At 38.5% G+C, this 19,407-nt stretch carries 18 protein-coding genes; 11 read left to right on the top strand and 7 right to left on the bottom strand.

Annotated features, from left to right (window positions below; translation table 11 throughout):
- Positions 1-5: 5 nt before the first annotated feature.
- Positions 6-608: an AAA family ATPase gene (locus V7122_RS12420; protein WP_335346280.1), complete on the bottom strand. Its 603-nt coding sequence runs from the start codon at positions 606-608 to the stop codon at positions 6-8.
- Between the two features lie 433 nt (positions 609-1,041).
- Here V7122_RS12420 and V7122_RS12415 point away from each other — a divergent pair, with 433 nt between their 5' ends.
- Positions 1,042-1,518 (top strand): ArsR/SmtB family transcription factor, encoded by a 477-nt coding sequence (locus V7122_RS12415; protein ID WP_335344245.1) that lies wholly within the window; start codon positions 1,042-1,044, stop codon positions 1,516-1,518.
- Positions 1,519-2,793 (top strand): MFS transporter, encoded by a 1,275-nt coding sequence (locus V7122_RS12410; protein WP_335344244.1) that lies wholly within the window; start codon positions 1,519-1,521, stop codon positions 2,791-2,793.
- 287 nt (positions 2,794-3,080) lie between these two features.
- Here V7122_RS12410 and V7122_RS12405 read toward each other — a convergent pair whose 3' ends face one another.
- On the bottom strand, positions 3,081-3,812 hold the full coding sequence (locus V7122_RS12405; protein WP_335344243.1) for a DsbA family oxidoreductase: 732 nt from the start codon (positions 3,810-3,812) through the stop codon (positions 3,081-3,083).
- 329 nt (positions 3,813-4,141) lie between these two features.
- Between V7122_RS12405 and V7122_RS12400 the strand changes: the two genes are divergently transcribed.
- The 4 genes from V7122_RS12400 (at position 4,142) to V7122_RS12385 (ending at position 7,572) form a co-directional block, all read left to right on the top strand.
- Positions 4,142-4,612 (top strand): ribonuclease H-like YkuK family protein, encoded by a 471-nt coding sequence (locus V7122_RS12400; RefSeq protein ID WP_335344246.1) that lies wholly within the window; start codon positions 4,142-4,144, stop codon positions 4,610-4,612.
- A 117-nt stretch (positions 4,613-4,729) separates the two neighbouring features.
- Positions 4,730-5,107: a GntR family transcriptional regulator gene (locus tag V7122_RS12395; protein ID WP_335344242.1), complete on the top strand. Its 378-nt coding sequence runs from the start codon at positions 4,730-4,732 to the stop codon at positions 5,105-5,107.
- 29 nt (positions 5,108-5,136) lie between these two features.
- A complete protein-coding gene (locus tag V7122_RS12390) occupies positions 5,137-6,231 on the top strand; it encodes a DUF1648 domain-containing protein (RefSeq protein WP_335344241.1) in 1,095 nt (364 codons plus the stop codon).
- 24 nt (positions 6,232-6,255) lie between these two features.
- On the top strand, positions 6,256-7,572 hold the full coding sequence (locus V7122_RS12385) for an alpha/beta hydrolase (RefSeq protein WP_335344240.1): 1,317 nt from the start codon (positions 6,256-6,258) through the stop codon (positions 7,570-7,572).
- A 78-nt stretch (positions 7,573-7,650) separates the two neighbouring features.
- Here V7122_RS12385 and V7122_RS12380 read toward each other — a convergent pair whose 3' ends face one another.
- Entirely contained in the window at positions 7,651-8,100 is a 450-nt protein-coding gene (locus V7122_RS12380) for a CoxG family protein (protein ID WP_335344239.1), read from the bottom strand.
- 307 nt (positions 8,101-8,407) lie between these two features.
- On the opposite strand from V7122_RS12380, the gene V7122_RS12375 reads away from it, so the two are divergent.
- Positions 8,408-10,837 (top strand): S8 family peptidase, encoded by a 2,430-nt coding sequence (locus V7122_RS12375; RefSeq protein ID WP_335344238.1) that lies wholly within the window; start codon positions 8,408-8,410, stop codon positions 10,835-10,837.
- 112 nt (positions 10,838-10,949) lie between these two features.
- On the opposite strand, the gene V7122_RS12370 is transcribed toward V7122_RS12375, so the two are convergent.
- Positions 10,950-11,681, bottom strand: coding sequence for a DUF3784 domain-containing protein (locus V7122_RS12370; RefSeq protein ID WP_335344237.1), 732 nt, complete (start codon positions 11,679-11,681; stop codon positions 10,950-10,952).
- Positions 11,682-11,890: 209 nt separating this feature from the next.
- Here V7122_RS12370 and V7122_RS12365 point away from each other — a divergent pair, with 209 nt between their 5' ends.
- Both V7122_RS12365 and V7122_RS12360 read left to right on the top strand, forming a co-directional pair.
- The gene (locus V7122_RS12365; RefSeq protein WP_335526988.1) at positions 11,891-13,726 is read left to right on the top strand and encodes a M6 family metalloprotease domain-containing protein; all 1,836 of its coding nucleotides are present in this window, start codon (positions 11,891-11,893) and stop codon (positions 13,724-13,726) included.
- A 269-nt stretch (positions 13,727-13,995) separates the two neighbouring features.
- Positions 13,996-14,136 carry a hypothetical protein gene (locus tag V7122_RS12360; protein WP_335526986.1) on the top strand — a complete coding sequence of 47 codons (141 nt, stop codon included), beginning with the start codon at positions 13,996-13,998 and terminating at the stop codon, positions 14,134-14,136.
- A gap of 81 nt (positions 14,137-14,217) precedes the next feature.
- Here the strand turns inward: V7122_RS12360 and V7122_RS12355 are convergent, their stop codons facing one another.
- From V7122_RS12355 to V7122_RS12345, 3 genes are all read right to left on the bottom strand, one after another.
- Positions 14,218-15,132: a ketopantoate reductase family protein gene (locus V7122_RS12355; RefSeq protein ID WP_335526984.1), complete on the bottom strand. Its 915-nt coding sequence runs from the start codon at positions 15,130-15,132 to the stop codon at positions 14,218-14,220.
- Positions 15,133-15,230: 98 nt separating this feature from the next.
- On the bottom strand, positions 15,231-15,998 hold the full coding sequence (yunB, locus tag V7122_RS12350; RefSeq protein ID WP_335353367.1) for a sporulation protein YunB: 768 nt from the start codon (positions 15,996-15,998) through the stop codon (positions 15,231-15,233).
- Positions 15,999-16,153: 155 nt separating this feature from the next.
- Positions 16,154-16,774, bottom strand: a complete 621-nt coding sequence (locus V7122_RS12345) for a hypothetical protein (protein WP_335526982.1) — start codon at positions 16,772-16,774, stop codon at positions 16,154-16,156.
- 321 nt (positions 16,775-17,095) lie between these two features.
- Between V7122_RS12345 and V7122_RS12340 the strand changes: the two genes are divergently transcribed.
- Positions 17,096-18,088, top strand: a complete 993-nt coding sequence (locus V7122_RS12340) for a zinc-binding dehydrogenase (protein ID WP_335526980.1) — start codon at positions 17,096-17,098, stop codon at positions 18,086-18,088.
- A gap of 103 nt (positions 18,089-18,191) precedes the next feature.
- Positions 18,192-18,935: a type I methionyl aminopeptidase gene (gene map, locus V7122_RS12335; protein WP_335346671.1), complete on the top strand. Its 744-nt coding sequence runs from the start codon at positions 18,192-18,194 to the stop codon at positions 18,933-18,935.
- Positions 18,936-19,407 lie beyond the last annotated feature (472 nt).

Below are 19,407 nucleotides of genomic sequence, written 5' to 3'. Positions count from 1 at the left end.
GGCTTTTAAAGAGTGATGGTCCAGTCAGCATTTTTTGCTGGATCACACACTGAAACATATTGGTCTTCTGCAGGAAAATAGCGTTTTTCATATTTTTTTAAGATAGCAGTCTCATCTCCGATATATAGGTCCCTTTTTAGAACCCTTTTTAATCTTTCCTCCTTAGGAACATCGATATATATAACATAATCCAGAAAAGGCCTTACTTCCTCTCGCTGTAAAAAAACCCCTTCAATAAACAAAATGGTGTCCAAATCTATTTTTAAATGGTTCAGCAAATATTCATCCTTTTCTTTGTCATATAACTCAATTTGTTTATTAATCGGATGCCCCATTTGAATGGGGGACAAAATTTCGCTTATAAGGTAACCATATCTCCACTGTATATGGTAATAACATTCCCAATCACTAATTGCATCGTTGTAGCGAACGGATTTGGGGTGAATAAAATCATCTATGTGCAATACAAAAATTTTCATACCTTTGTTCCGAAGGTCTTTTTCTAGAAAACTCGTAAAGGTTGTTTTCCCTGATCCGCCTAAACCATCAATTCCTAATATAAAAATACGATTCTTTTCTTTAGTCTTGAGGATTTTTTCTATTTCCATTTCTCCACTCCTAATGAGCCGTCATCACTAATCTATGTAAAATATAACATTTAACATGCAGTTGAGGGGATATTAGTCAGGATTCTTTCGATTAGTAGAAGTTCATGACACAAAGGATATGCTTGTATAGATATAGCTTAAGGTTAACCATCCCTTTTGTTCGCGAAAAACAAAAAAGACTTAGTTCACTGTTAGTTTGTGAACAAGTCTTTTAATTTGTGTAAATAGAATATTTGAATTATGTACAATTTCTAAAGGTTTTAGTTATTAATAGAATGGTTCAAGAGAGATTGAGTTCATTATTTAAAGCTATCTCTAAATCCAATCAGAATTTAAGGAAATGGAAACTTATTCTAATTTTTTGTTGCATTCTAAAAAGTTAGAACATATAATAAATTTAAATCGACCAAAAAAATTAGGGTGGTAAGGAAAATTGGATTCTCAACAAAATATGATGGAAATCAATCTAGAACAGCAAAAATTAATTTCAAGTCCATTAAGAGTGAAAATTATTTACTTGCTTGACGAACGTCCAATGACGGCAAAGCAGGTGGCAGATGAAATGGGAAAAACAGCCGGCAGTATTCATTATCACATTCAGCAGCTTTATCATGGCGGAATCCTTGAAATTGCGGAAACGAAGGAGAATAGGGGAATTATCGAGAAATATTACCGCTCAAAAGCAACCCATTTTAAGTTAATTGACGAGAATGCTCCTATTCAGGAAAAAAAGACACGTAAGAGGGGATCAAGTTTATCACTTACAGACGAAGAGTTGAAAGAATTTGAAGCAGATTGGGACCAACTCATATTAAAATATTTAAAGAAAACAGTTAAAAGTGATAAAGAGCGCACACCTTATCAAATTTCCTGTCAGTTTGAAAAGCTAATGGATGAGGAGGAGAATTAAATGGCAGGATCGATACAAAAGAATCTTATCCTGTTTCTAATCGGTAAAATGACGGCGGTTCTAGGCTCATCGATTTATGGCTTTGCAATCGGATTGTATATTTTAGCAAAAACAGGTTCAAGCCTTAACTTTGCTATTACGCTGCTTTTAAGTGCTTTGCCAAGAATAGTGCTCTCCCCGATTGCTGGTACATTGAGCGATCGCTTGAATAGGAAGATGATGATTATAACATCTGATTTTGCCTGTGCAATTTGGCTCGTAATTGTCTTTTTCATATTTACCTTTCTTTATCCGGAAATTTGGGTCCTATATTTAGCAACAGCTGTCCTTAGTATCCTCAACACATTTTACTCCAATGCTGTCACATCAGCGATCTACAACATGGTTGGCCCAGATTATTTGCAAAAGGCGATGTCCTTAAATCAGGCAGCCGCTTCCCTTTCCGCTATCCTAGGACCTGTCCTTGGTGGTATATTCTTCGGACTCTTTAACATTACTACTTTCATGATAATTAATATTATTACTTTTACGATTTCAGGATTGGCAAGTGTTTTCATTCAATATGATTTATTTGCAGAAAAAAAGGAGAAAACTAATGGCAACTCTGTGTTAACAGATTTGAAATTAGGATTTATCTACGTTAAGAATCAACCTTTTATTAAGAATTTAATTTTGATTTGTATTTGGCTTAATTTCTGGTTTGCGGTGTTTCCAGTTGCCATCCCGTATCTAGTTCTAACCATTCGAAAGATGGAGTCCATTCAGCTTGGCATTATTGAAGGAACCTTCTCAGTCGGCATGATGGTGATGGCTATTATTCTATCAACCCGGCCAGAGATCAAAAGAAAGGAACTTAGCATTTTTGGCGGGTTGATCGCTATGTCGACCGTTCTAATTTTATTGGGATTGCCGAACGTTCCAGGTATGACGCATATCTCAAATACACTTTTCTTTCCTTATTTAGTCATCATGGTTTTCCTGCTGTCTACTTTTATTATGCTGATCAATATGCCCATTATGGTTCTACTCCAAAAGAGCACACCAGATGAATACCGAGGACGAGTCATGTCTCTCCTTGAAACAGGTGCAAGCGCCATGACACCGCTTGGCTTTATCATCTTTGGTTTCGCTCTTGAAAAGATGCCTGTTTGGATATTACTGGCAGTCTGCGGGCTTAGCATCATAGCTCTAATCCTCTATCATATAAAAAAGAAAACCATTACACCTTATTTACGCGAGGATAACAAACCTAAAGAAGTTGCATTGGAAGGGTAAGAGGCAAGTTTTACAATTAGACAAAAAAACAAACATTTTTTTATTTCTACTTTATTTGTTGTTTTGGCAACGATTATTATGACTGTTCAATCCTTTTCTGGTTTACGGATTGTTGGAAAAAACACCGCAGACTATTATTAGGACCCTGTAACATAAAAGGAAGTCAGGCACCCCAAGGAGGTGCCTGATTTTTTTATCAAGAGTTGGAAAACCCCAACATAGGGAGTTTAATGTAAGTGTTTTGAATGGAGAGCAGAAAACACCTTGATAAAGTTTTCTTAAAGTAATTATTCTTTTTTTTCCGGAATTCCGCAGCTCTCGTCCGTACAGCTAGCATCTTCCATGCCTTCTGCAGAAAGGTCCTGGAAAGCAGGAGCAGCAGATTCTTCTTCCCAAACCTTTTGAAGGGCACCCGCAAACGTTTCAGGGGCTTGGGCACCTGAAATTGCATATTTATTATTAATGATAAAATATGGTACTCCTTTAATGCCATACTGCTGGGCAATTGCCTCATCAATCCGTACATCATTAGCAAAGGCAGTTTTATCCTGAACAATTTTCAAAGCTTGATCACGCTCGAGTCCGGCTGATTCAGCAATGTCAGCCAGTACCTCTTCATCGCCTATGTTCTTTGAATCTGTAAAATAAGCGTGAAGGAGCTTTTCAGTTAGTTCTGGTTCTTTTCCATTCTCCTTTGCAAACTTTGCCAGTCGATGGGCATCAAACGTATTGCCATGCTTCATTTCATCAAAACGAAAATCCAATCCTACGCTCGCTGCTTGTTGTCCGACTCCTTCATTTGCCTGTTTAGCTTGTTCAATACTCATTCCATATTTCCCGGCAAGGATTTCGTGAATGCTTTTGCCGTTATATTTAGGAGAGTTTGGATCTAACTCAAAGCTTTTGAATTCAACCTCGACTTGATCCTTATGGGGAAATTGGTCAAGTGCCTGTTCCAATCTGCGTTTCCCAATATAACAAAACGGACAAACAAAATCTGACCAAACTTGAATTCTCATAAATGACCACCTCAATGATATTTTCCCTCATATTAGCATACTCATTAATGAAACCAATAAAAAGATGCTCATCGTTCCAAGCAGTTAAGGTTTAATTTGAATTTATTGTGGGAAAACTTAAAAAATGGGGAAACCTGGATAAACGATTTAAATATAATGATAATATACGCGGGTTGTACAGTAGTTGTTAGCCATTCGTTTTGGAACAGAGACAAAGCCATTTGTAATCTAACTTCACTCCTAACATAATGTGGTGATAAAAGGTGATATATGATCAGGGTGAAAACTTCACGTTTCAAAATTTACAAGAACGAAATTTAACATTTGATATGGTTTTTACAAGAATTCTTAAGTTCATTAATAGGAGTCCATGTGGTCATTACCGATTAATGGTCGGGACGGATTCACAGGTTCATTGTGATCGGACGATTTTTATTACGGGAATTGTGATCCAAAATGAAGGAAAAGGGGCTTGGGCCTGTATTAGGAAACAAATTATTCCTAGAAAAATGCTTCATTTGCATGAAAGAATCTCGTATGAAACCTCACTGACGGAACAGGTAGTAGCCCTTTTTACACATGAGAAGAAGAATGAAATCATTGATCTAGTCCTTCCTTATCTTTACCACGGAGCAACATTTACAATGGAAGGTCATCTTGATATTGGGATTGGACAAAGAAATAAAACACGGGAATTTGTAAAAGAGATGGTTTCAAGAATGGAATCAATGGGAGTAGAGCCAAAAATAAAGCCTGACGCTTTCGTAGCCTCTAGTTATGCCAATCGTTATACAAAGTAACCCAAAAGAAATTAGCTATATTAATAAACTCCAGAAATGGGGTTTTTATTTTTTTGTTCTATACAAACTATAACAAGTTTGTTATATTGAGTATAGAACAGAATGGAGGAGATAGGGTTGATCATTGTTATTGAGCCCCAATCTGATGTTCCGATCTATACCCAGTTAACGAACCAAATTATGGAGGGAATAGCGAGGGGATATTTGAATCCTGGTGATTCATTGCCTTCTGTGCGTGCCTTTGCCGCTGATTTGGGCGTTAATATGCATACAGTGAACAAAAGCTACCATGAATTAGAGAAGAAGGGCATCATTCACATTATCCCTAAATCAGGTGCCGTTATTAATTCTCCGGTCGTAACAATTGAAGTGACCGATCAGCTCTTAAAAGGTTTTAAACCGTTAATAGCAGAAGCATTAGTTTTGGGTCTAGAAAAAGAACAAATTCAAAAACTTGTGGAAACCATTGTTTCGGATTTAAGAGGGGAGTCATGACCCATTGATACAGAAAGGAAGAGGATCAAATGGATTTCTTACTTTTTTTAATCATTATTGTTTTTTTAGTAGCTATCCAAATGGCAACTCCATTTTTAGTTAAACGAAATATTGTATTTGGTGTTTTCATTCCGGATGAATATGATCGGGATGCCAAGTTAATTTCTTATAAAAAAATATATGCATGGCTCATTTTGATCTTTGGTCTAATTGGAGTAGCCATTTATCTTGTATTGGTGCCGAATGGGGATTCAGTCCATTCCAATTTATTATTGCTGCCACTAGTCATTCAATTTAGTCTCATTTTTGTAAGTATTGCGCTTTATTTTTACTTTCATGCAAAAACCATCCAGTGTAAGAAACAGATGGGGTGGGGAGAAAACTTAAAACAATTAAAAGTGACGGATTTATCTGTCCGCTCAAAAGATGAAATGCTTCCTTGGTATCTATACTTACTGCCAATGGTTGTTACTATTGGGATTATTGGTTATTCAATTTTAAAGTACAGTTTGCTTCCTGAGCAAATCCCTACTCACTGGGGACCAAATGGCAAGCCTGATGCGTTTACAGGAAAAAATCCTTTTTCCTCCATCTCATTGCCGCTAATCATGTTAACCATGCAAGTGATGTTTTTAAGTATTAATGAAATGACAAAGCGGTCTGGCATTAAATTAAGTGCCACAAGGACTGAAGCCTCCAGAATTCGTCAGCTCACACTTAGAAAATATTCGAGCTGGTTTATGTTTTTGACCAATATTCTTATTACGTTGCTTTTTTCCTTTTTGCAATTACAAATGATTCATCCTAATTTAGCCGATGGCACTTTATTAATGGCAATTCCCCTCATATTCGTATTTGTCATCCTGATCAGCTCTGTCCTTTTTGCACTTAAAGTTGGAACAGCAGGCGAAAAGACTGATATCAAGTCTTGGGATGGTATTTCCGATTTTGATGAAGATCGATATTGGAAGGGGGGGCTCATTTATTTTAATAAAAATGACCCTTCCATCTTTATTGAAAAGCGTTTTGGGATTGGCTGGACTTTAAATTTTGCTAATCCGATTGGTTATATCATCTTATTTGGACCGCTTGCTATCATTTTGTTCATTTCCTTTTTCGGTTAGCTAATAAATGTAGGAGGGTTAACTTTGAAGAAATTATCATATCTTCTATTTGTGATGTTAAGTGTTAGCTTATTATTGTTGGGCTGCAGCAAGGGAAATAAAAAAGAGGAAGTTGCAAGTGAAAAAGGGGGAAGTTCATTGGAAAGCATTGAGGGAGTATGGGAAGGTGTTATACAAATTCCGAATCAGCCGCTGCCTATTCAATTAGAGTTTTCAACGGATGGCGGCACTTTAAGCATTCCAGCTCAAGGGTTGGACAAATACCCATTTGCAAAAGTGAAATTAACTGATTCAAGCTTGTCATTGGCTATGGAGCTTCAAGGGCAGCATATAACATTTGATGGTAAAGTAGAGAATGAGAAGATTGCAGGTACATTTAAGCAGCAGGGTCAGTCTTTTCCTTTTGAACTAACGAAGGGAACGGCTGAAGAATCTAAAGAAGTTGGCGATCCTGTACAGATGGAAGTAAAGGATGGAACGATGAATGGATTATTGACCACTCCTCAAGGTGAGGGGCCATTTCCTATTATGATTATTATTGCAGGCTCAGGTCCGACTGATAAGGATGGAAACACAACAATATTACCAGGAAAAAATAATAGTTTAAAAATGTTGGCTGAAGACTTAGCGGCAAATGGAGTTGCGAGTATTCGCTATGATAAAAGAGGAATAGGTCAAAATGTAAGCCTAGGAGGAAAAGAAGAAGATGTGCGTTTTGATCATTTTATACAAGATGTAGAATCTTGGGTTCAGTTCGCAAGAGGGGATAATCGTTTCTCAAAGGTCGGCATTATTGGTCATAGCGAAGGCTCTTTAATCGGAATGACTGCAGCTAGTAAAACGAATGCGGATACGTATATTTCAGTTTCAGGTGCAGGCAGACCGGCCGATCAAGTACTGATTGAACAGCTAGAAGCTCAGCTTCCGGCAAACCAGCTACAAGAGTCAAAGGACATTTTGGATAAATTAAAGCATGGTGAAATAGTTAAATCTGTCAGTACAGAATTGCAATTCTTATTCCGTCCATCTATTCAGCCATACATCATTTCATGGCTCCAGTATAATCCTCAGGAACAATTGAAAAAATTGGAGTGCCCTGTTTTCATCATAAACGGTACACACGATCTTCAAGTTCCTGTTAAGGAAGCTGAGGCATTGCATGCAGCCAAACCAGATTCCGAGCTATTTATCATAGAAGGAATGAACCATGTTCTTAAGGATTCGCCTAAGGACCCAGAAGGTAATAGCGCAACATACACAAATCCTGATTTGCCATTGGCTGATGGCCTAGTGGAGCGTCTGATGGAGTTCTTAGAAAAAAATAATGTATTGGAAAAATAAAAGACAGGGGCATTCTCTTTGTGAGAGTGCTCCTGCTTTTGTTTGTGCTTGATTATTTACGTATTTTCGGGTTGTTCTCTAATTGTAAGCATGTTCCTCAATTTTGGCAGCTACAGCTTCAGTCAGTTCTGAAGTTGTTTCAGGAAGCGAGGTTGTTAATATCGAGTTTGCGACCTTTGCCAGCATTCCTTCGGCTGTAATATCAAGGCAGCCTGTCATAAGTACCTTCGAGTTTCCTTTTTGCTCCGCTAAAAAATATCCGTGGCCCGTAAATTTTTCATTTAGCCCCTTTAAGTTAAATGTCACTTTAGAAGGCTCTTCCCAGCCTGTAATATCAACCTTTAACTCAATTTTCTTCTTCATGAAACCAATATCACTTTTAAAGCACCATGTGGACTCTTTATCACTGAGAATCTGATGTTCAATATATCCGGGTACAAGTGGAGCCCAGTTATTAATATGACTCACAAAATCCCATACAGTCCGAATAGGTGCATTTACTTCAATTTGATGATTATAAATCGGCATGTTTTCCGCCCCTTTAGAAATTATTCATCGTTGCCTTACATGAAAATGTATTCAGATTAAACAAAAGGTATTCCCTTAAGAGTGCAATGCACCCCAAATAGACACTTTTTCATAAACTGTCCACCAAGGGTGCCTGGCACCGTTTTTTTTGAAAAATAATTCTAATGACCTATCGAAGTTAGGAGGAAGGACTCAAGGGTTATCAGTGAGGGATACAGAATATTTCCAATGTTATACATAATAGGGTACTGGAGGTGTGTCTTGTAAAGAGGCAACACAACCAACATCAAAGGAGATGAAAGGATCAATGTTAAAGAAGAATATGAAAGTTTTTCTATTGGCACTAGTACTATTATTAGCATTTTCGCCAATGGGTGCAGGTGCTGCTAATAAAGCGGAAAGCAAATCAGCTGCTCAACTGGCACAATTAGTCGGAGAGTTTGATTTTTCGTCATCGAACAGAACAAGTGTAATTGTTGAATTAACAGAGCCATCCATAGTGGAAGCAAAGCATAAAGGAAAGAGCCAATCCAAGGCAAATCTTGCTAACACTCGTAATCAAGTAAAATCAGATGTTAGCAATGTAGCAAAAAGCTCTCAAGTTATTCGTGAATATGATTATGTATTCTCTGGCTTCTCTGTCGAACTTACAGAAAATGAAATTCCTGCTTTATTATCTGTGCCTGGAGTAAAAGCAGTTTACCCGGATGTCGAATATCAGGCAACTAGCTTAGGAGAAGGGGAAATGATTTCCTCTGAGGAGTACAGCCCAAATATGCTCAATAGTGCACCGCATATTGGCGCCAACGAGGCTTGGGAATCAGGATATACAGGAAAAGGTGTCACGGTTGCGGTTATCGATACAGGGGTTGATTATACCCATCCGGATTTAGCAAATGCTTTTGGCAGCTATAAAGGCTGGGATCTAGTCGATAATGATAATGATCCACAAGAAACACCAGCTGGCGATCCTAGAGGTGATGCAACCACTCATGGTTCGCATGTTGCAGGTACAGTTGCGGCTAATGGCCTTATTAAAGGGGTAGCTCCTGAAGCAAATTTACTTGCTTACCGTGTTTTAGGTCCTGGCGGCCGCGGGACAACGGCTAACGTAATCGCAGGAATTGAAAAAGCAGTTCAAGATGGCGCAGACGTTATGAACCTATCTCTAGGAAACTCTTTAAATGATCCAGATTATGCAACAAGCATTGCATTAGACTGGGCAATGGCTGAAGGCGTTGTTGCTGTTACATCCAACGGAAACAGCGGTCCGAATAACTGGACAGTCGGTTCACCAGGAGGGGCCCGAGATGCCATTTCTGTAGGGGCAACACAGCTTCCATATAATGTATATAATTCTTCTATCTTCACATCTGAGGGTGTAGATTATCCTTCAGCAAAAGTAATGGGCTTTCCAAATGACCAAGCTCTTACAGATCTTAATGGACAAACTTTAGAATTTGTTCATGCCGGATTTGGTTCTCCTGAAGAATTTGTTGGAAAAGACTTTGATGGAAAAGTAGCTTTAATTAGCCGCGGTGCAGGAATTGCATTTGTTGATAAAGCTACTGCCGCTAAAGAAGCTGGGGCCGTCGCAGCGATTATTTATAATAATGTTGCTGGAGAAATTGTACAAGTGCCTGGCACTGATGTTCCAACTATTAGAACAACTTTAGAAGATGGTAATAAATTATTAGCCGAATTAGAAAAAGGCAATAATAAAGTGACATTTAACATTAATTTCGCCAATCGTGTTGGGGAAACAGTAGCTGATTTTTCTTCGCGTGGTCCAGTCATTTCTACATGGATGATTAAGCCGGATGTTTCAGCACCTGGCGTAAATATCGTAAGTACGGTTCCGACTCATGATCCATCTAACCCACATGGATATGGAGCTAAGCAGGGAACGAGTATGGCATCTCCACATGTTGCGGGTGCTGCTGCTCTTATTCTGCAGGCAAACCCGAATTGGAGTGTTGCTGATGTGAAGGCAGCTCTAATGAATACGGCTCAGAATCTTATCAATCCTGCTACTGGCCAAGCTTATCCGCATAATACGCAGGGGGCTGGAAGCATTCAGGTTTTAGATGCGATTCAAACAAAAACACTTGTGACTCCTGGAAGCCACTCTTTTGGAACTTTCTATAAAGATAAAGGGAAGCAAGTAGAAAAGCAGCATTTTACAATTAAAAACCTATCTTCTGAGCGCCAGACTTATAGCTTCGAAGTGAAAATGAACACTGATGCAATTAAAGTTTCGACGAGCAATAATTTAAAAGTAAATCCTGGACAATCCCAAAATGTTAACTTAAACGTACAAGTTGATGCGGGATCCCTAGAACAAGGCTATTATGAGGGCACAATCACGATTAGCAATGGCTCTGAAACGCTCGATTTACCAACGATTCTTTTCGTAAAAGAGCCAGACTATCCTCGTGTGCAATACCTTGGAGCCGGTCAAAATGGCGATGGGCAAATTGAAATTGAAGGATACTTCCCAGGTGGAGCAGAGGAAGTTGAATTATTTGTCTATCTATCCAACAAAGATGGCCAACCGTTAGGTTATTTAGGAGATATTGCTCTTTATAAGGATGTAAAGGCAGGCTACACAACCTTCAAATGGGATGGAATACTTGCAGATGGAACTAAACTTCCAGCTGGGTATTACAATATTTATGCCTACGCAACCTACCTAGGTCAATCAGATTTAGCAGGCACAAATATTTTAATCAAATAAATGATTGAAAAAAGGTCATCGTTCCCATTTGGAATGATGACCCTTTTACCTTGAAGGATTTGCTGTGCATAATACAGCAACTTACATAAAAAATCATGCAAACAATAAAACTCTAAAGAGGTGAGCCTGACTTTTCCTTCAATTCCTCATACCATAATTTCGTTTTGTCAGGATCTTTATCATTGATGAAGATTTTCTTTTTCTCCATTTCAATATAGATATATGGCGAAGAGCCTTTTTGAATAAAGAGAAGGCTGCTGCCGTAGTCCTTAATTTTAAAATGGCCTTTTGATAGTGTTGGCAGCCCAACACCGTTCGTCCTTAATGTAACTTCAGGCATACTATCCATTAATTCAATCCGTTTAATATCAGTCGTTCTCCATTCATCCCCATACATGCCCGTAATTTCAAAACGATTATCATGAACCTTAAGTTCATAGCCTTGATAGCTATAAACGGTGAGAGCAATTATAGAGCCAATTACGGCGACAAAAAGCACAGTGCTAATGATATAGCTTCGCTTTCTCTTACTTAGTGTTTCATACTTTGATAAATAAATGAGTCCGCCCATTAATAAAATTAGCATGCTTCCAAATTGAGCTTCCATTGCATATTTAAAGGAAGTAAAGGAAAGCGGAAGTAGAAGAACCATGACAACGGCAGTAATCAATAATAGGCTCCCGGTTTTCTGTGGTAAACGATTTGCAATTAGCTGCTGCTTTTCTTCTTCTGTACGAGAGGAGAATCCAGAAATAAGATAGTAAGCTTTCTTATAGCGAATGGCCCAGCCTATTAAACTGAAAATGATTATGAGGATGAGTTGTGAAATGATAAGTCCCCACATAAAATCTGCCTCCTTTTGAAAACTCTATTAATTATATACAAACATTGGTAAAAATAGGAGGCACTTATATTATTTTATTAAGCCAATCGAAATAAGTATTATTAACTATTTATTTTCCTAATAAAAGGTACCAAATCCTTATTCAGAAAATATAGACTATTTCATATGATTTATTTAGGAAATAGAAATATTTTAAAGGAGTGGTGTATTTGTTAAAGGTCTTATCTAGTTCTGCATTAGCACTAACATTAATTGGAAGTACTGTTTTTTCAGCGGGGGTCAATAAAGATGTAACCGCGAAAGAGAAGAGTACATATAATCTTAATTTAGCTCATTATGTAGGAGCTTCACCTGAACTTGCAAAGCAGGCAAAAAGATTTGGACTCGATCTTTCAAAAGTCGACCCTGCTGAAAAAGCAGCTAAGCATGGGACGAAGTTTCAGCAAGCTGGGAATAATCATGTTGCTTATAGAAATGCAGAGGGGGATATTCCTGTTCTAGTCATTCTAGCAAAATATAAAGATGGTGATGAGCCTGTCGGGGATATGCCTGGACAAGTTCCGGCCCATTATTATGAAGATTTAATTTTCGGAACGGAATATAATCCATATGAGCTTGAACAGTTTAAACAGTATGCTGAGTTTAATGGAGAGAAGGCTCCAACAAATCGAACGATGCAAAATGTTTACAAAGAATCAAGTAATGGAAAAGTAAATCTTGTCCGTAAAGAAAATACGGAATTTGTGTGGGTTGAAATGCCGAAGGGAGCTTCCTACTATTTAGACCAAGAGGGGAATTATGCCGAAAGTGGGAAATATGTCCTTGGGAATGAAAATGGGGATGCCCATATGGGTGAATTTGTTCGTGATTTATTGAAGGCAGCAGATGAGCAAATAGATTTCTCCCAATATGCGGAAAATGGAGAGGTGCCTAATATTTTTATCGTCCATGAAGGAACTGGGGCTGAATTCAGCAGGGATCCTGCACAAATCTGGTCTCATAAATGGAACCTATTAAGTGCTATGTATTATGGAAAGTACTATGAAACTGGTAAACCTGCAGATGTTCACGCAGGGCTGAGCCAAGGTGAGTGGATTAATAAAACAATAGCTGAAGACATGACTTATGATGGCGTAGTCGTAAACAACTATAATATTCAGCCAGCCATTGGCGGAAATGTTTCCGGATTTGATACAGCTACTGGTAAATATGATGAATCTAAGATAACAGGCCCATTCCCAGCACAAACAGGGGTGTATGCACATGAATTCGGTCATGCTTTAGGATTGCCTGATTTCTATGACACGGTTTATTCATCTGAGGGAGTTGGAAACTACTCCATGATGGCAGGCGGCTCATGGATGCGCTATCCAGAAAATGCTGCTTATTCTGGGAACTCTCCAACGCATTTTGACCCATTCTCAAAAATTTTCTTAGGCTGGGCAAATCCAATTGAAGTTTCACCAGAAGATGGAATTCAGGAAATTACTCTTCCTCCGATCAGCCAAGCTTCTGCTAATAATGGAATTGTAAAAATGGCAGTCCCAGGCTCAAATGAAACAGAATACTTCCTATTTGAAAATGTCCAGCAAGACGGGTTTAATAAAGGGTTAATTCGCCAAGGCCAAGAAGCTCACGGATTAGTTGCATGGCATGTGGATGAAAATATCATTAACCTTTATCAAACTGCAGGCTTTCGGCCGAACAATGTGGAAAACTGGATGAACAAGCGCTTCCAGTACAATCAGTCTGAAACGGCAAGTGATGGAACAGTTGTGACACATTATGGTCTCTCTGTCCTTCAAGCTGACGGAAAATATGATCTCGAGAAAAATGTAAATCGCGGAGATGTGGGCGACTTCTTCAAAACGGGAAGTAAGCTAACACCTGTTTCAGGTAAGGTTCATACAGGATCCTATTACTTCTGGAAGGGCCAAAACTCAACACCTGGTGATTCCGGAATCCATGTAACCGATATTGTTGAAAATAACGATGGCTCCATTACGGCTAAATTTTTCTACAATTCGAACCAAGGAAATAAATAATTAAAAAACCTGATCCCTTAATTTTTTTTAGGGATTCAGGTTTTTTTTAAGCATTTTAGGATGATTTCATTCTAGCCAAAAATGCTGGACGGACATTTTGAGAGGGAGAGGCTCTTGAAAAGTCCAAGCAGAAATGCTGGACGGACATTTTGAGAGGGAGTAGTTCTTAAAAGTCCAAGCAGTAATTGCTGGAAGAACATTTTGAGAGGGAGTGGTTCTTGAAAGTCCAAGTGGTAATGCTGGATGGACATTTTGAGTAGGAGTGGTTCTTGAAAGTCCAAGCAGTAATGCTGGATGGACATTTTGAGATGGAGTGGTTCTTGAAAAGTCCAAGCAGAAATGCAGGACGGACATTTAGAGTGAAAGAGGCTCTTGAAAAGTCCAAGCAGAGAAGCCGGATGGACATTTAGAGTGGAAAAGGCGTTGAAAAGTCCAAGCAGTTATTATATAAACGAAAAGATGCCACCCCTCCAAAGGGCGGCATCACCTTACTAAATGCTAGATTCATAGATTTTCAGATTTGCATAAATGATTTCTAATGTTGGTGCTTGAATATTTGTGGCTTGTGCACGTTTTAATAAGTAACCGAAAAAATGATCTGCTTCAATTGGGAGCCCCTTTTCCATATCTCTTTGTAAGGATGACTTAAATTCATAGCTAAGTCTCTGTAGTTGAGATAATTGAACTTCTTCAATCTTCTCAGCGACAGGTGCGTCAATGGCTCTCATGATGCTGACTGTCTCCTTAAGAACCTTTTCGATTGTGTTAAGACCAAGCTCCTGTTCGCAAATGGGGCCGCTTGGCGAACGGAATAGGGAAGTAACTCCTGATGCAGTTGTAATAAATAAATATTTATGCCACATTTCCTGCATGATATTTTCGGATAATCGAAAGTTTGCTTGAGTTTCAGATAAGGCATCCTGCAGTTTTAAAATACGTTCTGTTTTCTCGCCATTTCTTTCCCCGAATACAAGGTCATGGGCTTGACTTTTTTGCAAAACTTTTCCGGAGTTGTCAAGGGTAGTTTCAATAAAGCATAAACCTCCAATAACCCGATCCTCCCCGAACACCTCAACAAGCTTTTCAATATGGGCAATCCCATTAAGCAATGGGAGGACCATTGTTTGATCTCCGGCATAAGGCTGGATACTTTCAATGCCGCCATCCAAATGATAAGCCTTCGTTGAAAGGATAATGACATCGAACGGTTCAGCCTTTTCTCCTGATAATAATGTTTTAGGTTTTAGACTCAGATCCCCATGAATACTCTCGATCATCAATCCATCACGGTCAAGCTGCTGTTTTCTTTTCTCTCTAACAAGAAATGTAACATCCTCCCCTTTTTCAACAAGGCGTCCGCCAAAATAACCGCCAACTGCACCTGCTCCTACGACTAATATTTTCATATTTTTAAACCTCCTAAGTAGATCTGCTTCTGCATCTTCTTGATTGTCTTAATATTATAATAATTGATTTTGAAGTTTCTATGAAATGAAAAGTACCATTAATTATTTGCCGGCGGTATGATGACTGGATTAGGACTGCCAGTTCCACCACCATTATAATATTGAGGCACTTTACCAGGATGAAACCAGTCGCCGATTTTGATCTGGTTGGACACCTCAATCGGTTCTTCGATTAAAGGGATAATGACGTTCATATGCACTCTTACATTTATATAGACTTCGAGATACGTATTATTAATGCCTGTTTCCACAATCTTTGTTTCTAAATCTGAAGTGACATCTCCAAGGATTTCTAGCCTGACAGGGATTTCTGGTCCAAGATTGGAAAGTAACGTCATCTGTGTGGCCATACCTAATGGGATATGATAAACAATGCCTTTCGAGCTTTTTGTTTTTTCTTTATCAATATTAATATCATTCTTGAAATTTTCCAGCTGATCTAAATCTCCAGCTTCAACCAAATCTAAATATTCCTGTACTCTAATCGTTAATTCCGAAATGACTTTATTGTACTGGGGGTTAAAACTGTAGCTGGCTTCACCCGCATTTTCATGCTTCACGATTAATTCATTAATATCAATGCTTTCTGTAGCCTTTTTTGCAATCGCATCATTTATTGCCTGAACTGCGAATTGGCGGGCTCTAGTTTCGGCAATCCCTATTAATGTTGGCTCAAGCTTTTTGTTTATGATAATAACACTGAAAATGGTTATTAGGATAAAAATAACAAACGTAATCAGAAAAACATATTTAAAGGGGAGCGGCCCCTTTTTAACAGTCCATCTCCTTCTTCTTTTTATGAGCATTCAAAACCCTCCCAACTGAGCTGTTCTTGTTTAGTCGTTCCTTAAGTTCCACGAAAAAACTGATTCGGGCTTTGTACAAATATATGACCATAACAAGAAAATAAACATGCACAATTTGTCTGTTTTGAAAGGGTTTTGTAGAATGGTTAATTTGGTCAGCTTTTTCGGAAAATAACTTCCTGATCAAGCACGACTTCTTTTGGAGGGAACTCCATAGGTGGAGCATATGGAATTAATGCAAAATGGATCTCATTAAGATCAGATGGCAGAGGAGGGGAGATGAGAAAGCTCATTTGTGTATTCCCGCCGCCGCCGCGAGATCCCTTTTTTGCTACCTTATAGTCGATAGTGTCTGTTACCTCAAGCATTAAATGTGGAATAATATGTCCTATGTTTTCGTTTTCTTTATTTTTATAATTGATTTCTAACGTCACGATGCTTCCGTTCTCATGCTGCATCGCATGAGTTAAAATATATTCAAAATCTCCGACAGTTGATTTTTTCATAATTTGAATAACACCTAGTAGCTCACCGGGCCCCTCTGGCATGTAAAATGGCCCGCTTCCATCATTTAATTCATGCATAAGCCAGCCGATCTCTGAAACCTTCATCTTATATTTTTGTGACCACTCCTCCAATATTTCAGCAGGAGGAGAATAACGCTTTCCTTTTGCAGCAGCTTTTCTTTCACATAAAAGTTTAATGATTTCTTCGTCAATTTTTTTATAAAAATCGGTGTATTCCCTTTTTACTTGTTCAAATTCAGACCAGCCCAATTGATAACCTCCGTAGATTCATTTTAAATTAGTTTAACAAAATTGGTTAATTAAACCAATTAATCGATGTAAGCATTTTGTTGTATCAGGGAAAAAACACTAACATAGAGTTGTTCAATGTAAGGGTTTTGTTGAAGTATCGCGAAAACCACTAACATAGAGGTGCCCAATGTAAGTGTTTTGTTTCAATCCTATAAAAAACACCAACCATCCATAAAGCTGAAGTAAAAAGTGATTATAAAAGTTGAAATATTTCAAATTCAATCCAATTACAAGTAATATAAAGGTTATAAAGACATTTTAGATATTGGAGTGATCATGATGAAGGCAGTAATTCATGCGGAAAAGACTGGTTTAGAGGGACTTACATATGGAGAAATAGCGGAAATGGAGCCAAAGGCGGGAGAAATTAAGGTAAAGCTTAAAACAGCAGGATTAAATCATCGTGACCTATTTGTTCTTGAGCGCCACAAGTCTACAGAGCCTCCTTTAGTCATTGGTTCTGATGGGGCTGGAATCGTGGAGGCAATTGGAGAAGGCGTGACTCTTGTACAAGTTAGGGATGAGGTTATGATAAATCCTGGTCTTGGCTGGAAGGAAAAGAGTGATGCACCACCTGCAGGATTTGAGATTGTCGGTCTTCCTTTCCATGGCACCTTTGGTGAATATATTATTTTGCCAGAGGAAAATGTGGAGCGAAAACCAGAATATTTATCTTGGGAAGAAGCAGGTGTACTGTCATTAGCAGGACTGACTGCTTATCGGGCCTTGTTTACAAGAGGAAAAGTGCAGCCGGGAATGAAGGTGTTTATTCCGGGAGTAGGGAGCGGGGTCGCTACATTTTTAGTGCAATTCGCGAAGGCTGCTGGGGCAGAAGTATATGTAAGTTCACGTTCGAGGGAGAAATGTGTGAAGGCGTTAGAAATTGGAGCCTACAGAGCGATTGATAGTCATGAAGATTGGAATACAGCATTGGAAGGACTGAAGATGGACCTTGTGATTGAATCTGTCGGTGCCGCTACCTTTAATAAGTCACTAGAGATTCTTCGTACAGGAGGAACCATTGTGACATTTGGAGCGTCAGCGGGAGATGAAGTCAATATTAATCTCCGGACCTTTTTCTATGCTCAGCAAAATCTTCTTGGATCCACATTAGGGAGTGCAGAAGAATATAAAGAAATGCTGCAATTTGTAGAGAGTCACCAGATTCGGCCGGTTATGGATAAAGTTTTTACCCTTGATAAATTTGAACAAGCATTTAACAGGATGGAACAAGCCAATCAATTTGGTAAAATTGGTTTTAAAATAAGCTAATCTTTTTTAAAACACCTCCATCTTTTTGGGGTGTTTTTACGTTATTCGAAAAATAGAATATAATATAAAGAAGAAAACCAATTATTGAAGGGACAGGAATCATATGATTGTCAAAAATGATGAAGAATTAGCGGCTTTAATAGAAATTGGAAAAATTGTTGCGGTCATCCGCGATGAATTGATTGCACGGACGAAGCCTGGCGTAACAACGAAAGAACTGGATGATTATGCAGGGGAGCTTTTTGAAAAATACGGTGCGGTATCTGGTCCAAAAGGAGAATATGACTTTCCGGGTTTTACTTGCATCAGTGTAAATGAGGAAGTGGCACACGGCATCCCGGGAAATCGAATCATTACCGATGGGGACCTTGTCAATATTGATGTTTCTGGATCCAAAAACGGATTTTTCGCAGATACTGGATTATCGATTGTGGTTGGGGATTCAAATGAAAAGCTTCTCCACCTTTGTGAAACAGCACAGAAGGCATTTGAAGAAGGGTTGAAAAAGATAAAAGCAGGCTCAAGGCTAAGCATGATTGGAAAAACAGTCAACAGAGTAGCCAATCAGAATGGTTATACCGTTATAAAAAATCTAACTGGTCATGGAATTGGAAGATCTCTCCATGAGAAGCCAGATCATATTTTAAACTATTTTGAGCCTTGGGATACCCAATTGCTTAAAGACGGAATGGTCATCGCATTTGAACCATTTATTTCAATGGGAGCGGAAGAGGTAATGGAGCTTAGTGACGGCTGGACATTCGTGACACCGGACAAGAGCCTGGTGGCACAATGTGAGCATACAATTGTCGTTACAAAAGGCGAGCCGATTATAATTACGAGGTAAAATTTAACTTCATGAGAATGAATAAATAGGAATAAACATACATGAAAGTCCTCATTATATGAATTTGATTTAAAATAAACTGCAGCCCTCCCGTAAAATATGGAGGGCTGTTCAAGTGTTTTTTCTTAAAAAAATTTAACACAAACTGGCTCAGGGAAGCTGACTCGATGCAGTTGCCAATTTTGGAACGCTGTCATGACCTCTCATGGATACTGTTTTACCCGGATCCCATAGAAGTTAGATTTGCCAACTTTTGATTCATTTTAACTTATTGTAAAGGACATGGAATTGGGATTGGTCAGCTATTGTGTCCTTTAACCTCCTTTTATAGGACATGGGGTTGGAATTTGCCAGTTTTTATGTCCTTTAAACCCCTTTTAAAGGACATGGAATTGAGATTTGGAGCATTTGTGTCCTTTAACCTCCTTTGTAAGGATATGAAAGCTAATGTTCTGCCTGGAGCACAGACTAA

The sequence above is a fragment of the Bacillus sp. JJ1532 genome (genome assembly GCF_036965085.1).
Classification (GTDB): domain Bacteria; phylum Bacillota; class Bacilli; order Bacillales; family Cytobacillaceae; genus Cytobacillus.
The sequence above is the reverse complement of the archived record's forward strand: the minus strand, read 5'-3'. Positions and strand labels throughout refer to the sequence as shown.

Coding starts and splice junctions, on each gene's coding strand:
- V7122_RS12420 (WP_335346280.1), bottom strand. CDS start 608: ATGGAAATAGAAAAAATCCTCAAGACTAAAGAAAAGAATCGTATTTTT.
- V7122_RS12410 (WP_335344244.1), top strand. CDS start 1,519: ATGGCAGGATCGATACAAAAGAATCTTATCCTGTTTCTAATCGGTAAA.
- V7122_RS12405 (WP_335344243.1), bottom strand. CDS start 3,812: ATGAGAATTCAAGTTTGGTCAGATTTTGTTTGTCCGTTTTGTTATATT.
- V7122_RS12400 (WP_335344246.1), top strand. CDS start 4,142: ATGGTTTTTACAAGAATTCTTAAGTTCATTAATAGGAGTCCATGTGGT.
- V7122_RS12390 (WP_335344241.1), top strand. CDS start 5,137: ATGGATTTCTTACTTTTTTTAATCATTATTGTTTTTTTAGTAGCTATC.
- V7122_RS12380 (WP_335344239.1), bottom strand. CDS start 8,100: ATGCCGATTTATAATCATCAAATTGAAGTAAATGCACCTATTCGGACT.
- V7122_RS12375 (WP_335344238.1), top strand. CDS start 8,408: ATGTTAAAGAAGAATATGAAAGTTTTTCTATTGGCACTAGTACTATTA.
- V7122_RS12370 (WP_335344237.1), bottom strand. CDS start 11,681: ATGTGGGGACTTATCATTTCACAACTCATCCTCATAATCATTTTCAGT.
- V7122_RS12355 (WP_335526984.1), bottom strand. CDS start 15,132: ATGAAAATATTAGTCGTAGGAGCAGGTGCAGTTGGCGGTTATTTTGGC.
- yunB (WP_335353367.1), bottom strand. CDS start 15,998: ATGCTCATAAAAAGAAGAAGGAGATGGACTGTTAAAAAGGGGCCGCTC.
- V7122_RS12340 (WP_335526980.1), top strand. CDS start 17,096: ATGAAGGCAGTAATTCATGCGGAAAAGACTGGTTTAGAGGGACTTACA.
- map (WP_335346671.1), top strand. CDS start 18,192: ATGATTGTCAAAAATGATGAAGAATTAGCGGCTTTAATAGAAATTGGA.